At 74.2% G+C, this 17,565-nt stretch carries 14 protein-coding genes, 1 tRNA gene and 1 pseudogene; 9 read left to right on the top strand and 7 right to left on the bottom strand.

Features of this window, described 5'->3' with window-relative positions; all coding sequences use genetic code 11:
• Positions 1 to 72: 72 nt before the first annotated feature.
• Positions 73 to 1,380, bottom strand: coding sequence for an SAV2148 family HEPN domain-containing protein (locus OG974_RS01930; protein ID WP_327279229.1), 1,308 nt, complete (start codon positions 1,378 to 1,380; stop codon positions 73 to 75).
• A gap of 287 nt (positions 1,381 to 1,667) precedes the next feature.
• On the opposite strand from OG974_RS01930, the gene glgX reads away from it, so the two are divergent.
• A complete protein-coding gene (glgX, locus tag OG974_RS01925; RefSeq protein WP_371645182.1) occupies positions 1,668 to 3,782 on the top strand; it encodes a glycogen debranching protein GlgX in 2,115 nt (704 codons plus the stop codon).
• Here glgX and OG974_RS01920 read toward each other — a convergent pair.
• Complete coding sequence (locus OG974_RS01920) at positions 3,767 to 5,155, bottom strand: MFS transporter (protein ID WP_371645180.1); 1,389 nt, start codon at positions 5,153 to 5,155, stop codon at positions 3,767 to 3,769. The genes glgX and OG974_RS01920 overlap by 16 nt on opposite strands.
• Before the next feature lie 109 nt (positions 5,156 to 5,264).
• On the opposite strand from OG974_RS01920, the gene treY reads away from it, so the two are divergent.
• The 3 genes and pseudogenes from treY (at position 5,265) to OG974_RS01905 (ending at position 9,225) form a co-directional block, all read left to right on the top strand.
• Positions 5,265 to 7,547 (top strand): malto-oligosyltrehalose synthase, encoded by a 2,283-nt coding sequence (gene treY / locus OG974_RS01915; RefSeq protein ID WP_371645179.1) that lies wholly within the window; start codon positions 5,265 to 5,267, stop codon positions 7,545 to 7,547.
• Positions 7,541 to 7,735 (top strand): annotated as a pseudogene (locus tag OG974_RS01910) (dihydrolipoyl dehydrogenase); the annotation flags it as partial. The gene treY and the pseudogene OG974_RS01910, both read left to right, overlap by 7 nt.
• A gap of 107 nt (positions 7,736 to 7,842) precedes the next feature.
• On the top strand, positions 7,843 to 9,225 hold the full coding sequence (locus OG974_RS01905) for a M14 family zinc carboxypeptidase (protein WP_371645177.1): 1,383 nt from the start codon (positions 7,843 to 7,845) through the stop codon (positions 9,223 to 9,225).
• Here OG974_RS01905 and OG974_RS01900 read toward each other — a convergent pair.
• Together OG974_RS01900 and OG974_RS01895 are read right to left on the bottom strand one after the other, a co-directional pair.
• Positions 9,215 to 9,751 (bottom strand): GNAT family N-acetyltransferase, encoded by a 537-nt coding sequence (locus OG974_RS01900; RefSeq protein WP_329314936.1) that lies wholly within the window; start codon positions 9,749 to 9,751, stop codon positions 9,215 to 9,217. The two genes, OG974_RS01905 and OG974_RS01900, sit on opposite strands and share 11 nt — an antisense overlap.
• Before the next feature lie 42 nt (positions 9,752 to 9,793).
• Entirely contained in the window at positions 9,794 to 10,354 is a 561-nt protein-coding gene (locus OG974_RS01895) for a DUF1707 and FHA domain-containing protein (protein WP_327279223.1), read from the bottom strand.
• Between the two features lie 112 nt (positions 10,355 to 10,466).
• Between OG974_RS01895 and treZ the strand changes: the two genes are divergently transcribed.
• Together treZ and OG974_RS01885 are read left to right on the top strand one after the other, a co-directional pair.
• Entirely contained in the window at positions 10,467 to 12,221 is a 1,755-nt protein-coding gene (gene treZ / locus OG974_RS01890; protein WP_371645175.1) for a malto-oligosyltrehalose trehalohydrolase, read from the top strand.
• Between the two features lie 58 nt (positions 12,222 to 12,279).
• Complete coding sequence (locus OG974_RS01885) at positions 12,280 to 13,050, top strand: class I SAM-dependent methyltransferase (protein WP_371645173.1); 771 nt, start codon at positions 12,280 to 12,282, stop codon at positions 13,048 to 13,050.
• 19 nt (positions 13,051 to 13,069) lie between these two features.
• Here the strand turns inward: OG974_RS01885 and OG974_RS01880 are convergent, their stop codons facing one another.
• Complete coding sequence (locus OG974_RS01880; RefSeq protein WP_327279220.1) at positions 13,070 to 14,191, bottom strand: aminopeptidase P family protein; 1,122 nt, start codon at positions 14,189 to 14,191, stop codon at positions 13,070 to 13,072.
• Between the two features lie 40 nt (positions 14,192 to 14,231).
• Positions 14,232 to 15,077: a LysR family transcriptional regulator gene (locus OG974_RS01875; RefSeq protein WP_328764144.1), complete on the bottom strand. Its 846-nt coding sequence runs from the start codon at positions 15,075 to 15,077 to the stop codon at positions 14,232 to 14,234.
• Between the two features lie 141 nt (positions 15,078 to 15,218).
• Between OG974_RS01875 and OG974_RS01870 the strand changes: the two genes are divergently transcribed.
• The 3 genes from OG974_RS01870 (at position 15,219) to OG974_RS01860 (ending at position 16,694) form a co-directional block, all read left to right on the top strand.
• Positions 15,219 to 15,734 (top strand): hypothetical protein, encoded by a 516-nt coding sequence (locus OG974_RS01870; RefSeq protein ID WP_327279218.1) that lies wholly within the window; start codon positions 15,219 to 15,221, stop codon positions 15,732 to 15,734.
• 79 nt (positions 15,735 to 15,813) lie between these two features.
• Positions 15,814 to 16,548, top strand: a complete 735-nt coding sequence (locus tag OG974_RS01865; RefSeq protein ID WP_327279217.1) for a hypothetical protein — start codon at positions 15,814 to 15,816, stop codon at positions 16,546 to 16,548.
• Positions 16,549 to 16,621: 73 nt separating this feature from the next.
• A tRNA-His gene (locus tag OG974_RS01860) sits at positions 16,622 to 16,694 on the top strand.
• A gap of 63 nt (positions 16,695 to 16,757) precedes the next feature.
• On the opposite strand, the gene OG974_RS01855 is transcribed toward OG974_RS01860, so the two are convergent.
• Complete coding sequence (locus tag OG974_RS01855; protein WP_327279216.1) at positions 16,758 to 17,513, bottom strand: alpha/beta hydrolase; 756 nt, start codon at positions 17,511 to 17,513, stop codon at positions 16,758 to 16,760.
• Between the last annotated feature and the right edge of the window lie 52 nt (positions 17,514 to 17,565).

Here is a 17,565-nt window from a genome sequence, read left to right as displayed (position 1 = left end):
GTCCTCCACCCCGTGCCCCTCCCCCGTACACCTTCGGTCAACGACTTTCAGCCTGCCACGGGGCACTGACAGTCATGACACCGGGCGGGAGTCCTCCCAGATCGACTCGAATTCCTCCCGGTACGTCGGGAACAGCCCGTGCTCCGCGTCCCGCGAAGAGTCGCGGGTGCCGCCGCCGCGCAGGACCAGCACGGGTGCCTCCATGCCGCGCGCCCGGCGCAGGTAGGACTGCACGACCGCGATGCCCGAGGACTCCCCCTCCACCAGGTACGCGGTGAAGCGGGGCGTCTCGTCGAAGACGTGGATCTCGAAGCGCGAGGGGTCCCGCAGCCCCGCGCGCACCCGTCGCACGTGCAGGATGTTCATCTCCACCGAGCGGCTCAGCTCGCCCTTGCGCAGGCCGAGCTCCCGCTCGCGCCGCTTGACGGCGCTGCTGGCCGGGTTCAGGAACAGCAGCCGGACCCGGCAGCCGGCCTCCGTGAGGCGCACGAGTCTTCGGCCCGAGAAGTTCTGCACCAGCAGGTTGAGCCCTATGCCGATGGCGTCGAGCCGCCGCGCCCCGCCGAACAGGTCCTCCGCCGGGAGCTGCCGCTGCAGTCGCACCCGGTCCGGGTGGACCGAGATGACGTCCGCGTACCGGTCTCCCACCAGGTCCTCGACGGCGTCGATCGGAAGCCGGTCCGCCGCCGGGGAGCCAGCGCCGCCGCCCAGCACCTCCAGCAGCCGGGCCGAGGCGCGCTCCGCCTGCTCCAACACCGCCCGCGACAGGGCTCGGTTGCGGGAGACCACGTTCCGGGTGACCTCCAGCTCGTCGAGCGCGAGCTCGATCTCCCGGCGGTCGTCGAAGTACGGCTCGAAGCACGGCCAGTGCTGGACCATGAGCTCCCGCAGCTGCGGGAGCGTCAGGAAGCTCAGCACGTTGTCGTCGGCCGGGTCCAGCAGGTAGCCCTTGCGCCGGCTGACCTCGCGGACGGCCACGGCGCGCTGCACCCACTCCTGTCCGGCGGGACCGGCGGCCGCGACCACCCAGTCGTCGCCACCGTGCACCGGTTCGTAGATCGGCCGCAGCACCGCGCCGACGACGGCGCGCAGCCGCTGTTCGATCAGGTTCAACCAAATGTACGCACGGCCGGCCCGCTGCGCGCGGGTGCGGACCTCGCTCCACGCGTCCGCGCCCCAGTCCAGCTCGGCCCCGGCGCGCGGGCTCGCCGCCGTCGGGGCCAGTGACACCGCCCCGGCCGGCACCCCCGTGGGCGCCCCGCCCGAAACCCCGCCCGACACCCCGCCGGGCGCACCACCGGGTGCACCTCCTGGGGCGTCCGCCGGGCCGCCCTCGTGACCGCTGTCACCAGGGGGCAGCTCCAGACCTCCCGAGCTCACCCGTGCACCGCCTTCTGCGTCTGGACGCCCGTCTCCAGTGATCACGGAAGGGTACTCCGAGCTCGGCGCCCGGTGCAGCCCGATGGCCCTTACACCGGTGGTCCGTTGACCCATTATCGGATGCCCGCATAGTCCGCTGACCCGCATATCAGCTCTCCGGGTCACCCGGTAGGAGCATCCCAAGTCCCCGCGTGCGGGCCCACTTTCGGGGAAGATCTGGCAGAGACGCGGTCCACGCCGGATCAGCACCGAACGTCAACGCGACACCGAGGGGAAGAGTCGTATCCATGCAGGTCTGGCCGGGACAGGCGTATCCGCTCGGCGCCACGTACGACGGCGCCGGGACCAATTTCGCGGTCTACTCCGAGGCCGCCCGACGCATCGAACTGTGTCTGCTCCACGACGACGGCTCCGAGACGGCCGTCGAACTGCGCGAGACGGACGCCTTCGTGCGGCACGCCTACCTGCCCGGGGTGATGCCCGGGCAGCGCTACGGCTTCCGCGTGCACGGGCCGTACGAGCCGGAGCGCGGGCAGCGCTGCAACGCGGCGAAGCTGCTGCTGGACCCGTACGCGCGGGCCATCGCCGGGAGCGTGGACTGGGGCGAGGAGGTGTACGGCTACCACTTCGGCCGGCCGGATTCGCGCAACGACCTCGACTCGGCGCCGCACACGATGAGTTCGGTCGTGGTCAATCCGTACTTCGACTGGGCCAACGACCGCCCGCCGCGCCACGAGTACCACCACACGGTGCTGTACGAGGCGCACGTCAAGGGTTTGACCATGCGTCACCCCGATCTGCCGGAGGAGCTGCGCGGCACGTACGGGGCGCTGGCCCACCCGGCGGTCATCGGGCACCTGACCAAGCTCGGGGTCACGGCGCTGGAGCTGATGCCCGTGCACCAGTACGTGAACGACCACCGGCTCGTCGACGACGGGCTGAGCAACTACTGGGGCTACAACACGATCGGCTTCTTCGCCCCGCACAACGGCTACGCCTCCGGTGACCGCGGCCAGCAGGTGCTGGAATTCAAGTCGGCGGTGCGGGCCCTGCACGAGGCCGGGATCGAGGTCATCCTCGACGTGGTCTACAACCACACCGCCGAGGGCAACCACCTGGGCCCGACGCTGTCCTTCCGCGGGCTCGACAATGCTTCGTACTACCGCCTCGCCGACGATCCCCGGCACTACATGGACACCACCGGGACCGGGAACTCGCTGCTCATGCGGTCCCCGCACGTACTCCAGCTGATCATGGATTCGCTGCGCTACTGGGTGACCGAGATGCATGTGGACGGGTTCCGCTTCGACCTCGCCGCCACGCTCGCCCGGCAGTTCCACGAGGTGGACCGGCTGTCATCCTTCTTCGACCTGGTCCAGCAGGATCCGGTGGTGAGCCAGGTGAAACTGATCGCGGAGCCCTGGGACCTGGGCGAGGGCGGCTACCAGGTGGGGAACTTCCCGCCGCTGTGGACCGAGTGGAACGGCAAGTACCGCGACACCGTACGGGACTTGTGGCGCGGCCAGCCGCGGACGCTCGCGGAGTTCGCGGGACGCCTGACCGGCTCCTCGGACCTCTACCAGGACGACGGCCGCCGCCCGCTGGCCTCGATCAACTTCACCACCTGCCACGACGGATTCACCCTGAACGACCTCGTCTCGTACGACGAGAAGCACAACGAGGCGAACCGCGAGGGCAACCGGGACGGGGAGACCCACAACCGGTCCTGGAACTGCGGGGTCGAGGGGCCGACCGAGGACCCGGAGATCCAGGAGCTGCGCGAGCGCCAGATGCGCAACTTCACGGCCACGCTGATGCTTTCGCAGGGCGTGCCGATGCTCAGCCACGGCGACGAGTTCGCCCGCTCCCAGGACGGCAACAACAACGCGTACTGCCAGGACAACGCACTGTCGTGGGTGCACTGGCCGGAGCCGGGCAAACCGCCGCCGTCGCTGCTGGAGTTCACCCGGCGGATGGTGTGGCTGCGCCGCGACCACCCGGTCTTCCGGCGGCGCCGCTTCTTCCACGGACGGCCGGTGGAGGGTACCGACGACGAGCTCTCCGACATCGCGTGGTTCACCCCGCACGGGGAGCCGATGCGGGCCCGCGACTGGCAGGCACAGCACGCGCGCTCGCTGACGGTGTTCCTCAACGGGGAAGCCATCTCCGAGCCGGGCTCGCGCGGGGAACGGATCACCGACGATTCGTTCCTGCTGATGTTCAACGCGGGTGCCGAACCACAGGAGTTCACGATCCCGGCGGGGCACGGGGCGCAGTGGCGGCTGGTCGTGGACACGGCGCGGGCGGACGTACTGCCACCCGGCACCGGGCCGCAGTTCGCGGCGGGGGACCGGGTGGCGCTGACGGGACGGGCTCTGGTGGTGCTTCAGCGCCCGGCGTAGGACGAACCCGACGGGCCTGACGAACCCGAACGACCCGACGGAGCCGAGGGGCCCGAGGGAGCCGAGGGAGCCGAGGGGCTTCCGGGCCTCGACGGGCTCCCGGCCGGGTTCGGGGAGGCGGTCTGCTGGGCCGGGATGAAGACCTGCGGCGCGGCGGGGTGCGCCCGGGCGGCCGGCACGCGGGTGACGAGGGCGAGGAGCAGCGCCGTCGCGGCCGCCGCGACGGCGACGGCGAAGGCCCCGGCGGGCCCGTACCACTCGGCGAGCCGTCCGGACGCGGCGAGCGCGGCGGCCTGTCCGGCCACGAGTGCGCTGGCGGCGAAGGCCGTCGCCTCGGCGAGCCGGGCCGGCTCCACGGCCCGCTCGGTGAGGGCGAACGCGGTGATCAGGTGGGGCGCGTAGGCGGCGCCGAGCACGGTGACGACCGCGTACAGCGGCCACAGGGTGTCGGTGAAGAGCAGCGGGACGGAGAGCACCAGCGCGGCGCCGGTGGCCGCCCGCCAGCGCAGCCGCAGTCCGAACCGGGCGGGCAGTGCGCCGAGGGCGAGGCCCACGGCGGCGCTGACGACACCCATGGCCGCGTACACGATGCCCGCCTGGCCGGGGACGCCCAAACGAGCGGTGAGGGAAGCGATTCCGGCCTGGCAGGCGCCGAACATGGCGCCCTGGAGGAACAAGGAGCCCCGTACCGCGTGCACGACGCGCGGGTGCCGGCCGCGGGCGCCCCGCTCCCGCGGGGCACCCACCTGCGCTCCCCCACCGTCCGTGACGGCGGCGGTCGGGTGCAGGGCGTAGGCGGTGCCGAAGACGGCGACGAGCGCGGCGGCGCCGCCGAGGGCGACCGCGGGGTGCAGGGCGAGCGCGGCGAGTCCGACGAGGGCCGGCCCGAAGACGAAGGAGACCTCGTCCAGGGTGCCTTCCAGCGAGTGGACGGCGCCGACCACGCCCTCGTCGGCCTTGGCCCGGTGGGCGAGGGCCACGGAGCGGGTGCGGGCGAGCGGACCGATCAGCGGGACGGAGGCCCCGGTGACGGCGCCGATCGCTGCGAGCGGGGCGGTGGCGAGGCCCCCGAGGGCCCCGGCGACCAGGGCGCCCGTGGCGACGGCGTTGACCGCGGCGGCGGTCAGGACCACGGGCCGCTGCCCGTGGCGGTCGGCGAGCCGGCCCAGGACGGGCCCGAGGACCACCTGTCCGGCGGACAGGGTGCCGCCGACGATGCCGGCGGTGGCGAGGGAGCCGCTGGTCTCGGCGACCAGCAGGACGCTGCCGAACTGGGACATCGCGACGGGGAGTCGCGCGAGGAAGGAAAGGAGGGGGAGTAGGGGCCCGGTCAGGGCGATGACTCTTCGATAGGTGTTGACGGTTCCGGCCACTTGATCAACACTAACGCGATGCAGTCACCCGGATGCATTGGGTAATGGCACGGAATCCGGGAAGGTGGGTACGTACGTTCTCATGAGCCAGCCGTACGCACGCATCCGAATGGAATCTGCTGTTCCGGCAGCCGTCGCTCCGGCGTCATCCGCGGCCCGGCCGCCGGCCCCCACATCGACGTACCGGCTCCAGCTACGACCGGAGTTCCCCTTCGCCGCGGCCGAGGCAGCGGTACCGTACCTCGCCTCCCTCGGCGTGTCACACTTGCACCTTTCGCCGGTGCTGGAGGCAGTGCCCGGTTCGGCGCACGGGTACGACGTCACCGACCACTCCCGGATCCGCGCCGAGCTCGGCGGCGAGCCCGGGCTGCGGGCGCTGGCCGCGGTCGCCCGGACGCACGGGCTCGGCCTGGTGCTGGACATCGTGCCGAACCACATGGCCGTACCGTCCCCACTGCGGTTGAACCGGCCCCTGTGGGAGGTCCTGCGGGACGGGCCGGCCTCCCCGTACGCCCGCTGGTTCGACATCGACTGGACGGCGGGCGGCGGCCAGGTGCTGCTGCCGGTGCTCCCCGGGCCGCCCGAACCCGGCGCGTTCACCGCCGACCCGGACTACGGGGTGCTGCGCCACGGGCAGCTGGAGTTCCCGCTGCGCGCGGGGACCGCCGGGCTGGCGCTGCCGGAGCTGCTGGCCGCGCAGTGGTACCGGCCGGCTTGGTGGCGCGATGCCCGGACCGAGCTCAACTACCGCCGGTTCTTCACCATTTCGGAGCTGATCGGCGTCCGGGTGGAGGATCCGGAGGTCTTCGCGGCGACGCACGCGAAGATCCTGGAGCTGGTGCGGGACGGGGTCGTCGAGGGGCTGCGGATCGACCACGTGGACGGGCTGGCCGACCCGGAGGGCTACCTGCGGCGGCTGCGCGCGGCCGTCGGCGAGGGGTGCTGGGTGGTGGTCGAGAAGATCCTGGCCCGTCAGGAACGGCTGCCGCTCTGGCCGGTGGCGGGGACCACCGGGTACGACGCACTGCTCCGGGTGGACGGGGTCTTCACCGATCCGGCGGGCGCCGCCGATCTGGCCCGCCGGTACACGCGGTTCACCGGGACCGCCGACTGGGAGGAGACGGCCCGGGCGTGCGCGCGGGAGGTGCTGACCGGCGATCTGGCCGCCGAGCTCGCCGCACTGGAGCGGGCCGCCGGACCGGAGCTGGCCCCCGGCGTACGCGAGTTGCTGATCGCCTATCCGGTCTACCGGCCGTACCCCGGGGAGCCGGAGCTCTCCGCTCGGGCGCTGGCGGAAGCCGCCGCGCCGGCCGGTCCGGACGCGGTGGCCGGCGTACGGGAGCTCGTCCTGCGCGATCCGGGCTTCGGCGCGCGCTTCGCCCAGACCTCGGCGGCGCTGCGGGCCAAGTCCTTGGAGGACCGCGCCTTCTACCGGCACGCCCCGCTGCTGTCGGCCACCGAGGTCGGCGGCGATCCCGGGCAACCGGCGCTGTCCCCCGCGGAGTTCCACGCGTACTGCGCCGCACTCGACCGGGACTGGCCCGGCTCCGGGACGGTGCTGTCCACCCACGACACCAAACGCAGCGCGGACGTCCGGGCGCGGATCTCCGCGCTCTCCCAGACCCCCGAGGCCATGGGCGCGCCCGCCGGTGCCGACCCCCAACTGGCCTGGGTGGCCCGGCAGACGGCGCTGGGCCTGGGCGAGGTGCCCGAGCGCGCCCGGCGCCTGGAGCAGGCGCTCCTCAAGGCCGTCCGCGAGGCGGCCCTGCACACCAGCTGGACCGACCAGGACCCGGCGTACGAGGCCTCCGTCGCGGAGTACGTCCCGGACCCGGAGGAGCTCGCCGAGCCGGCGGAACTGGCGGCGGCGGCCCGGGCGAACCTGCTCGGCATGACGCTGCTGCACCTGGCTATGCCCGGCGTCCCGGAGGTCTACCAGGGCGCCGAGACGGAATACCGGGCCCTGGTCGACCCGGACAACCGCCGCCCGGCCCGGTTCCCCCGCGAGACCCTGGCCCGGCTGGACGCGGGCGCCGGGGCGCGGGGGCAGGCGGAGGAGAAGCTCGCGCTGACGGCCGCCCTGCTGCGACTGCGCCGCGACCGGCCCGCGCTGTTCACCGGCTACACGCCCCTGTCGGCCAGGGGCCCGGCGGCGGAGCACTGCCTGGCCTTCGCCCGCCCGGCCGGACTGGTGGCGGCGGCCACCCGGCTCTCGCACCGGCTGGCCGGGGCCGGCGGCTGGCGGGACACCACCCTGACCCTCCCGCCGGGCCGGTGGACCGCCCTCCTGGACGGGGGCGCCGCGTACGAGGGAGAGGTCCGGCTGGCGCAGCTGCTCTCGGACCACCCGGTCGCGCTGCTACTGCGCGACGGCGGCGGGGGCGGCGAGTAGCCCGGGTGCTGGGCGTCCACCCGGTGGAGCCGCACGTCTCGGAGATGATCGCGGAGAGCCGGCTGATCGTGGGCTGGGACGCGGAGCCGGGGGACGTGGCCCGCCACGTCCATGCCCATCCGACGCTGTCGGAAGCGGTGGGCGAGGCCTTCCTGTCCTTGGCCGGCCGCGGCCTCCACCAGCAGTAGCCGTCCCGGTGGCGGCGGCCTCGGGCCAAGGCGTTGGCCAGGGGTTTTCGGGAAGTGTGGGGCGCGCGGAGCAGTAGGGGGCGTGCACGGCGGGCATTGCATCAGACGTGACCCTCCTCCGTGACATGTGCTACCCCACACCGTCCGAACTGGCACTGGCCGCCCGCACCCTGGCGGACGAGCACCCCGGCCACGCCCGGCTCCGCCGGACCGGCACCTCCCGGGGCGGCCGGCCCCTGTGGCTGCTCTCCGTCGAGCCGAGCGGCCGGCCGCTCGGCGCGGGCGTGCTGGTCGTCGCCGGGGCCCACGCCAACGAGCCCGTGGGCGGCGCCACCGCGCTCGCCCTCGCCCGTCGCGTCCTGCACGACCCGACGACCCGGGCCGGACGCGGCTGGCACTTCGTGCTGTGCGCCGACCCCGACGGAGCAGCCCTGCACCGCACGCCCCGCCCGCACTCCCTGCTCGAATACCACCGCAACTTCTTCCGGCCCCCCGGCCCGGAACAGCCCGAGTGGGCGCCGTCTTTACTGCCTCCGGACCGGCTGCCGCCCGAAACCCTCGCCCTGACCGCCCTCATCGACGAACTGCGGCCCTTCCTCCAGGTCTCCCTGCACGGCACCGACCTCGGCGGGACCTGGGTGCAGCTCACCCGGGACATACCCGGCCTCGCCGAGCCGTTCGCCAAATCGGCCGCCGAGCTGCGGATCCCGGTCGAGACCGGGGCTTCGGACGCGGCCGGCTGGCCCTCCCCCGGGCCCGGGATCTTCGTGATGCCGCAGCCCGGAGCGGACGCCGCCGGGGCGTTCCACCCAGAGGACACCCGGCTCAGCACCTGGTACCGCGCCCACCGGTACGCCGGCACCACGGCCATCGTCGAAGTCCCCATGTGGGCCTCGGACCTGGTGGACGACCCCGCTCCGCACCCGGATCCGCGCGGCGCGCTACGGCTCCTGGCCGGCCGGCTCGCCGCGGACGCCGCGCTCGTGGCCCGCGTACGGGACCGGGTCGGCGGGGCGCCGGAACCGGGTGCGGCCCCGGGGACGGCCCCCGGACCGGACCCGGGCTCGCAGGCGGGCACCGACCCCGGTGCGGCCGCCCTGCTGCGCGCCGTCGACTGGACGCTCGCCCTGATCCCCCGGATCACCGTGGAGTGGACCGGCGCCGGGGCCCCCGCCGAGGCCACGGCGGCCGCCATAACCAGCATCGACGCCTTCGGGCGGCGCCTGTCGCTGCGCGCCGCCGCGATGCTGCTCCGGGTGCTCCGCGCCCAGGGCCACCCGGCCGCCCCCGGGCTGGACCGGCTCGTCACCGGCTGGTGCGAGGAGTTCGCCGCCCGGTTCCAGGCCCGCCGGATCCCGGTGACCGCGCAGGTCGAGCACCAGTCCCGTACGGTCCTGGCGGCCTACGAGCGGCTCGTGGCGGCGGCGGGGGCGAAAGGAACGGACGGGGCGGACGGGGCGGACGGGGCGGACGGGGCGGTCAGTGCGTAGCGGCCCCGGGCTGTCCGGCCGGTACGGAGAGGGCGTAGCGGCGCTTGGGCGCGCCGGTGGCGCCGAGCCGGTCGTAGAACCGGATGGCGCCCTCGTTCCAGTCCGGGGTCTGCCACTGGACCTGGTCGAGGCCGAGCTCGCGCGCGAGGCCGGCCACGCCCGCCATCAGGGCGGCGCCGAGGCCGTGGCCCCGGGCCTCCTCAGCGAGGTAGAGGCAGTCCATGTGGAGGTAGTGCCGGGCGTCCCAGAAGGCGAACTCGGCCGAGCAGGCGGCGTACCCGGCGACCGTCCCGTCCGGGGCCTCGGCCAACAGCACCCACAGCCGGGCGTCCTCGGCGAACAGCTGCGGGCCCAGCCGGCCGGCCAGGCCGGCGGGCCGGGGAGCGGCCTTCTCGTACGCGACGTGCTCGTGGACGAGTTCGACGAGGCGGGGCAGGTCCTCGGGGCGCGCGGGACGCACGGAGCCCGCGGGGCTCGCGGGGCGTTCCGGCACGGGCGGGTGTTCCTTCGGGTCTTCGGCTTCCATGGGCCCATCATCGGGCCCGGGGCGATCCGGGGGACGGGCGGGCTAGCTGGAAGAGAGCCGGAAGTTCATCCGGCCGAAGCCGATCTGGTCACCGTCCCGGACCGCCACCGAGCCGGTCACCCGGCGTCCGTTGACCGTGGTGCCGTTGGAGGAGCCGAGGTCGGTGAGCACCCATACGCCGCCGCGCATGCCGAGCTCGGCATGCACCCGGGAGACCGTCTCGTCGGTGAGCCGCAGCCCGTTGCCGGGATCGCGACCGATCCGCAGGGCCCGGGCGCTCGGGTGCGGCAGCAGCAGTTTGGGCAGCCGCTCGGCGGTCCAGGCCCGTCGGACCCCGGCGGTCACGGCGGAGGCCCGGCCCACCCAGCCGAAGACGCGACGGGTCCACGGGCCTTCGCCGCCGCGGCCGACCAGGTCGGCGGTGAGGACCGCGAGGTCCTCGGAGCGCCTGGCGACGAGGGCGAGTTCCATGCGGCGCATGAACGTGTCGTGGGACAGCTTCCCGAGGGCCGCGCCCTCGCGGAGCTGGTCCAGCGCCCGGTCGCGCTCCACATCGGAAAGGCGCGGAACCGGGAAGGCGGGAAACTCGAAACTCGACGTCACAGGGTGATTGTCGGCCCGTCAGGCCCGGAGTGTCCAGAACTCCTCCGGCCGTCCACGCGATGATGGGTCCGGCACACGTTCCGGGTACCGCCGCAGACGAGGGGAACCGTCCGTGCAGTTCGAGGTGTGGGCACCGCTGACAGACCGGGTCGCGCTGCGGCTGCGGGACGAGACGTCCGAGATGGGACGCGATCCGGACCGGCCCGGCTGGTGGGTAGGGCAGGCCCCGGCCGCCGACGGGGACCGGTACGGATTCCTGCTGGGCGTGGCGACCGGTCCGGAGGTCGTACGGCCCGACCCGCGCGGGCGGCGGTTGCCGGACGGGGCGGAAGGCCTCTCGGCGGTGGTGGATTTCGAGCCGATCGCCCCGCAGACGCCGGCGCCCGGCATCCGGCTCCAGGACGCGGTCCTCTACGAGCTGCACATCGGCACCTTCACTCCCGAGGGCACCTTCGACGCGGCTGCGGCGCGCCTGGGGCACCTCACCGCGCTCGGCATCACGCACGTGGAGCTGATGCCGGTCTGCCCCTTCCCCGGTCAGCACGGGTGGGGGTACGACGGGATCGCGCCCTGGGCGGTGCACGAACCGTACGGGGGCCCGGCCGGGCTGGCCCGGTTCGTGGACGCCGCGCACGCGGCCGGCCTGGGCGTGGTGCTGGACGTGGTCCACAACCACTTGGGCCCGTCCGGCAACCACCTGCCGGCCTTCGGCCCGTACTTCACGGAAACCCACCACACTCCTTGGGGCGCGGCGGTCAACCTGGACGCCGCCGGCTCCGACGAGGTGCGCGCGTACCTCCTGGGCAGCGCCCTCGCCTGGCTGCGGGACTACCGCATCGACGGGCTCCGCCTGGATGCCGTGCACGCGCTCGCCGACGAGCGGGCGCTGACCTTCCTGGAAGAGCTGTCCGAGGCCGTGGACGCGCTCGCCGCGGAGAGCGGCCGGCCGTTGTTCCTGATCGCCGAGTCCGACCGCTGCGATCCGCGCACCACGACCCCGCGGGGCGCCGGTGGCCTGGGCCTGCACGCCCAGTGGAACGACGACTTCCACCACGCCCTGCACTGCGCGCTGACGGGTGAGTCCCAGGCGTACTACGCCGATTTCGCCGAGGCTCCGCTCGCCGCCCTGGCCAAGACGATGACCCGGGCGTTCTTCCACGACGGGACCTGGTCCTCGTTCCGGGGCCGCAGCCACGGCCGCCCGGTGGACCGGCGCCGCACCCCGGCGCACCGCTTCCTCGGCTACGGCCAGACCCACGACCAGATCGGCAACCGGGCCCTCGGCGACCGCCTCTCGGCCTCGCTCTCCCCGGGGCTGCTGGCGTGCGGTGCGGCGCTGACGCTGACCGGTCCGTTCGTGCCGATGCTGTTCATGGGCGAGGAGTGGGCCGCGGGCACGCCGTGGCAGTACTTCACCGACCATCCGGATCCGGAGCTCGCCGAGGCGGTGCGCAGCGGGAGGCGCCGGGAGTTCGCGGCGCACGGCTGGAAGGCCGAAGAGATCCCCGACCCGCAGGACCCGGCCACCCGGGACCGCTCCTGCCTGGACTGGGCGGAGCCGGAGCGCGCACCGCACGACCGGCTGCTGGCCTGGTACCGGACGTTGGTCGCGCTCCGGCGCAGCCACCCGGACCTACGCGATCCGGACCTGGCGGCGGTCCGCGTCGCCCACGACGAGGAGCGCCGCTGGCTGACCTTCCGGCGGGGCGACGTACGGGTGGCCGTGAACCTGTCCCCCGAGCCGGTGACGATCGCGCTCGGCCGCAACGGGGTCCGGGTCCTGGCGGCGTGGGAGCCGGTCGAGCATCCGGGCCCGGACGGCCGCGTGCACGTCCCGGCCGAGTCGGTGGTGCTGCTGGGGCCGTAACCCTCCTCACTACGGCGCCACTTGATCACGAACGGCCCGCTCTGATGGGATCGGCCGCATGGAACAGTCACGGGAAGAAGAGGGCACGCAGGCGGCCGTGTACGACCACATAGGGATCGGCTACAAGAACGTGCGGCGGCCCGATCCCCGGCTGGGGGCGCTGATCCGGCAGGCGCTGGGCGGCGCGCGCTCCGTCGTCAACGTCGGGGCCGGGACCGGGTCGTACGAGCCGCAGGACGCCGAGGTCACCGCCGTCGACCCGTCCCGGGTGATGCTCGACCAGCATCCCGGTCCGCGGAAGGTGAAGGCGGGCGCGGAGGAACTGCCCTTCGCAGACGGGGCGTTCGACGCCGCCATGGCGGTGCTGACCGTGCACCACTGGCCCGATCTGCGCCGCGGGCTCGGCGAGCTGCGCCGGGTCTCGCGACGGCAGGTCGTCTTCACCTGGGACCCGGAGCACCGGCCCGAGCTGTGGCTGGTGGAGGAATACCTGCCGGAGATCCGCGCATTGGACAAGTCCCGGTTCACGCCCCTGGCCGAGGTCGTCGAGGCGATGGACGCGCACACCGTGCTGCCGTTCCCGATCCCGCACGACTTCACGGACGGTTTGCAGACGGCCTACTGGCGCCGGCCCGAGTTCTACCTCGACCCCGTCGTACGGGCGGCCAGTTCGACCTTCGCGACGCTCCCGGCCTCCGTCGTGGAGCCGGCGATGGCACGGCTGCGCGCCGACCTGGCCTCCGGGGCGTGGCGCCGGCGCCACGCCCACCTGCTGGAGCAGGAGAGCGTGGACTACGGCTACCGCCTGATCGTCGCCGGGGAGGCGTGAGCGCGCGGGCGGCCGTGGCTCACTCCACGACGGCCAGCTCGCGCGGGGCGTTGTTGAGGCTGCGTCCGCCGTCCTCGGTGACCGTGACGATGTCTTCGATGCGCACCCCGAAGCGACCGGGCAGGTAGATGCCGGGCTCCACGGAGAAGCACATCCCGGGAACCAGGGGCTGCTCCTCGCCCTCGACCATGTACGGCGGCTCGTGGGTGGTCACGCCGATGCCGTGGCCCGTGCGGTGGATGAACCGGTCGCCGTAGCCGAACTCGGTGATCACCGCGCGGGCCGCGCGGTCCACGTCCTGGCAGGCGATGCCCGGGCGGACGACGGCGGAGGCGGCCCGCTGGGCCTCGCGGACGACGTCGTGGACGCGCTGCTCCTCGGCGCTCGGCTCGCCGACGTGCACGGTGCGGGAGATGTCGGAGCCGTAGCCGTACTTGAGGCCGCCGAAGTCGAGGACCACCATGTCGCCGTGGCCGATGGTCCGCTCGCCGGCCTCGTGGTGCGGGTTGGCCCCGTTGGGGCCGGAGCCGACCACCGTGAAGTCCACCTGGGAGTGCCCGTGTTCGCGCAGCAGCGCGGCCAGGTCGGCGGCGATGTCGGTCTCCCGGCGCCCGGCGAAGGGGACCTTCAGGATCTCCTCGTACGCCGCGTCGGCGGCCGCGCCGGCCGCCGCGAGCCGCTCCAGCTCCCGCCGGTCCTTCACCGCGCGCAGCATCGGCAGGACGTCGGTGAGCGGGGCGTACGAGGTGCCCGGCAACTCCCGCTGCAGGCCGAGCAGGTGCAGCGCCCAGGTGTTGTCGCTGACCCCGAACCGGCCGCCGGTGTCGAGGAGCGGCGCGGTGACGCCGTACGGGTCCTTCCCGTCGGCCCAGTCGCGCAGGGTCAGCGCGGGCGCCCCGGGGGCCTGGGCCGCGTCGGGGGCTTCCAGGGCGGGCACGACGAGGACGGGCTCCTGCCCGGCGGCGAGCACGAGCAGGGTCAGCCGCTCGGTGTCCACCGGCCGGTAGCCGGTGAGGTGGGCGAGGTCGGGCCCGGGGGCGATGAGCAGGCCGGCCAGCCCGGCATCGGCGGCGCTCCGTGCGGCGGCGGCCATCCGGGCGGCGTAGTCGGTGTGTGTGAACGGATCGGGTGCGAGGTCCATGGGTGCGATCCTGCCGCCGTGCCGGGCCGCGCGCGAGCGGTTACCGGGACGCGGTGAGCCGGGCGGCGAGGGCGCTCGCGGCGGGCGTCGGGGCGCCGGGGGCGAGGAGTTCCGTACGGTGCACCAGGCGCGGCTCGGACAGCGGTACGGCGGCCCCGGCCCCGACGGCCCCGGCCACCCGGCGGGGCAGCAGGACCAGCCCGTGCCCGGCGGCGGCCAGGGCGCACAGGGCGTGCAGGTCGGTGCCGGCGTAGCGCAGGGCGGGGGCGGTGCGGACGGCGGCGGGCGCCGGTGCCACGCCGGGTGCGTCGATCCAGCGGGCGTCGGCCAGGTCGTCCAGCCGGAGCGAGGCGCGGCGGGCGAAGGGGTGATCGGCCGGGAGCAGTACGGCGAGCCCGTCCTCGCCGGCGCCGGTGACGGTGAGCGGGGCCACGTCGGGCAGCCGCAGCGGGTCGCTGGGCGCGGCGAGGCCGTCGACCAGTCCGAGGTCGCAGCCGCCGGTGGCGACGGCGGCCGGCACCTCGGCGGGCGCCAGCACCCGCAGCGTGACCCCGGTGGCGGGCAGCGCGGCCAGCAGCCGGGGCCCGGCGGCGAGCGGCGACACGGCGACGGTGACCCGCCCGGGCGGCGCGGCGGCGAGCCGCAGCACATCGGCCCGGGCCGCGTCCAACCGCAGCAGCAACGGCCCGGCGTGTTCCAGCAGCCGCACCCCGGCCGGGGTCGGCGCGACGGGCCGCCGGGTCAGGAGCTCGGCGCGCAGGTCGCCTTCGAGGGCGGCGATGTGCTGGGACACGGCGGACTGGGTGTAGCCGAGCTCCCGGGCGGCGCCGGAGAAGGAGGCCAGCCGCGCGACGGCGACGAAGGTGCGAAGCAGATGCGGATCCACCCGGCCAGCCTGCCACCGCCCCCGCCCCCGACCCTGCACGGGGGCGGGCCCGAGGGCCGGGCGGGGCTTCGGCGTGGCCGGGCTGACGGGGCTTCGGCGTGGCCGGGCGGCGGGGGGACGCGGGCTCCCTATCGTGGGGGCGTGAGCATCCCCAGTGGCCCGCCCGCGGGCCCCGGCGGGCCTCGGGGCTCATCCCGGACGGACACCGCCGGCGCCGTGTACGGCTCCCTCCTCGCCACGTCCGTGGTGGCCACCGCGAGCGTGGTCGGCGAGCATCCGCGGCTCCACCTCGTCCTGCTCCTCCTCGTCACGGGGGTGGTGTTCTGGGCAACCCACGTGTACGCCCAGCTGGCGGGGGAACGGCTGGTCGGCGACCCGTGGAGCCGGCACGAGGTCCGCCGGGTCGCCGTGCACGAGTGGCCCATCGTCGAGGCCGCGGTCCTGCCCGCGGCCGCCGTCGCCGTCAGCGTCCCCCTCGACCTGGACTACGTGGGTACGGCGTGGCTGGCCATGAGCGTGGCGGTGGCCCAGCAGGTCATCTGGGCCTGCGTGGGTGCGGTTCGGGCCGGCGCCACCCGCCGCCAGCTGGTCGGCGAGGGCGTGGTCAACCTCGTCCTGGGACTGATCATCGTGGCCACCAAAGTCGCACTGAAGTAGCGCGTGATCAGATCTGCTGATCGGTCGTGCAGGAACGATCGTTGGCGCTGAACCGGGTCCGGGTCGCAGGATGATCCGCATGACCACGGCACAGACCGCACGGATCGCCCTCGTCGGCGACCGCTCCCCGCACGTGAAGTCCCACACCCGGATCCCGCTCCTCCTCGACGCCCTCGCCTCTCGCGACGGGCTCGTCCTCGACGCGTACTGGATCCCCACCGGCGACGCCGGGGCCGAGGCCGCCTCCGGGGCCCTGGCCCGGTTCGACGCGCTCTGGGTGCTGCCCGGCAGCCCGTACGCCAGCGAGGCGGGGGCGCTCGCCGCGATCCGGGTGGCGCGGGAGGAGGGCATCCCGTTCCTCGGGACCTGCGGCGGCTTCCAGCACGCGCTGCTGGAGTACGCCCGCTCGGTCTGCGGGCTGTCCGCCGTCGCGCACGCCGAGAACGATCCGGGGGCCGAGGAGCTGTTGATCTCCCCGCTCGCCTGCTCGCTCGTCGGCCACGAGGGCCTCGTACGGGCCGAGCCGGGATCGCTCGCCGAGTCCGTACTCGGCGCGGAGCGGTCCGTGGAGCACTACCACTGCAGCTACGGGCCGGAGCCGCGGTACCTGCCGGTGCTCACCGCGCACGGACTGCGGCTGTCGGGGCACGACGAGGACGGGCAGGCGCGGATCGCGGAGCTGCCGGGGCACCCCTTCTTCCTGGCCACGCTGTTCCAGCCGGAGCTGTCCGGGGACGGCACCCGCCCGCATCCCGTCGTGAAGGCGCTCGCGGCGGCGGCGGTGGCACGCGCGGCGCGCGCCACCGCCGGATAACGCGTGGCGGGACCACCCTCCTGATCAGATATGCTGTGCGTGCACATCGACGGGCGGTCCTCCGCCCTTCGTGGTGGGTGTAGCTCAGTTGGTAGAGCACCTGGTTGTGGTCCAGGTGGCCGCGGGTTCAAGTCCCGTCACTCACCCTTATCCCCCTGGGGTACGAGGTCTTCTCGTACCCCAGGGGTGTTTTCGTGTCCGGACACCCGCTAGCCCCGGAGGAAGTCCTCCACCGCGGCGGCGAAGGCGACCGGGGTCTCGTGCGGCGGGTAGTGGCCCGCGCCGGGGACGGGGTGGACCCGGCAGTCGGGGTACGAGACCTGCCACGTGGCCCGCATCACCTCCGGGGTGAGGGCGAGGTCGTACTCCCCGACGAGGACCAGCACCGGGACCGTACTGCCCTTCACGGCGGCCGACAGGTCCAGCGGCGCCCAGCTCGCGAGGTAGGCGGCGAAGGCTTCCGCGCGGGAGACGTCGAGCGAGTGCGCGACCATCCGGTCCAGCCAGTGCCGGCCCGCGCGGTGGCCGGTGACGAGGTCGAGGATGGTCCGCCGGTGCTCGGCGCTGGCGGCGGCGCCGTCGAAGAGGGCGTGGGTCGTGTCGTCCATCTCGTACGGCCCGGCGGGGACCGGATTGATCCCGATCAGCTTCTCGATCCGCTCGGGGGCCCGGACCAGGACCTGCTGGATCGCCTTGCCGCCCATGGAGTGGCCCATGAGGGAGAAGGTGTCCCAGCCGATCTCGTCGGCGAGCGCGAGGACGTCGTCGGCGATCTCGGGAAGGGTGTAGCGGCCGGCGACGTCCCTGCGGTCGCCGTAGCCGCGGTAGTCGAGGAAGACGTACGAGAACCCCTCGGTATCGAAGTAGTCCAGTACGGAGCCCCAGTTGGCGCAGGTGCCGAACCAGTCGTGCAGCACGATGACGCGGACGGGGCCGGTGCCGATCCTGCGGTGGGCGATGGCCATGCATTCTCCCTCGGTGACGGGGGTGACGGAGTCGGACGCCGTACGTCTTTCC

Source organism: Streptomyces sp. NBC_00597, from assembly GCF_041431095.1.
In the GTDB taxonomy this organism is placed as follows: Bacteria; Actinomycetota; Actinomycetes; order Streptomycetales; family Streptomycetaceae; genus Streptomyces.
The sequence above is the reverse complement of the archived record's forward strand: the minus strand, read 5'-3'. Positions and strand labels throughout refer to the sequence as shown.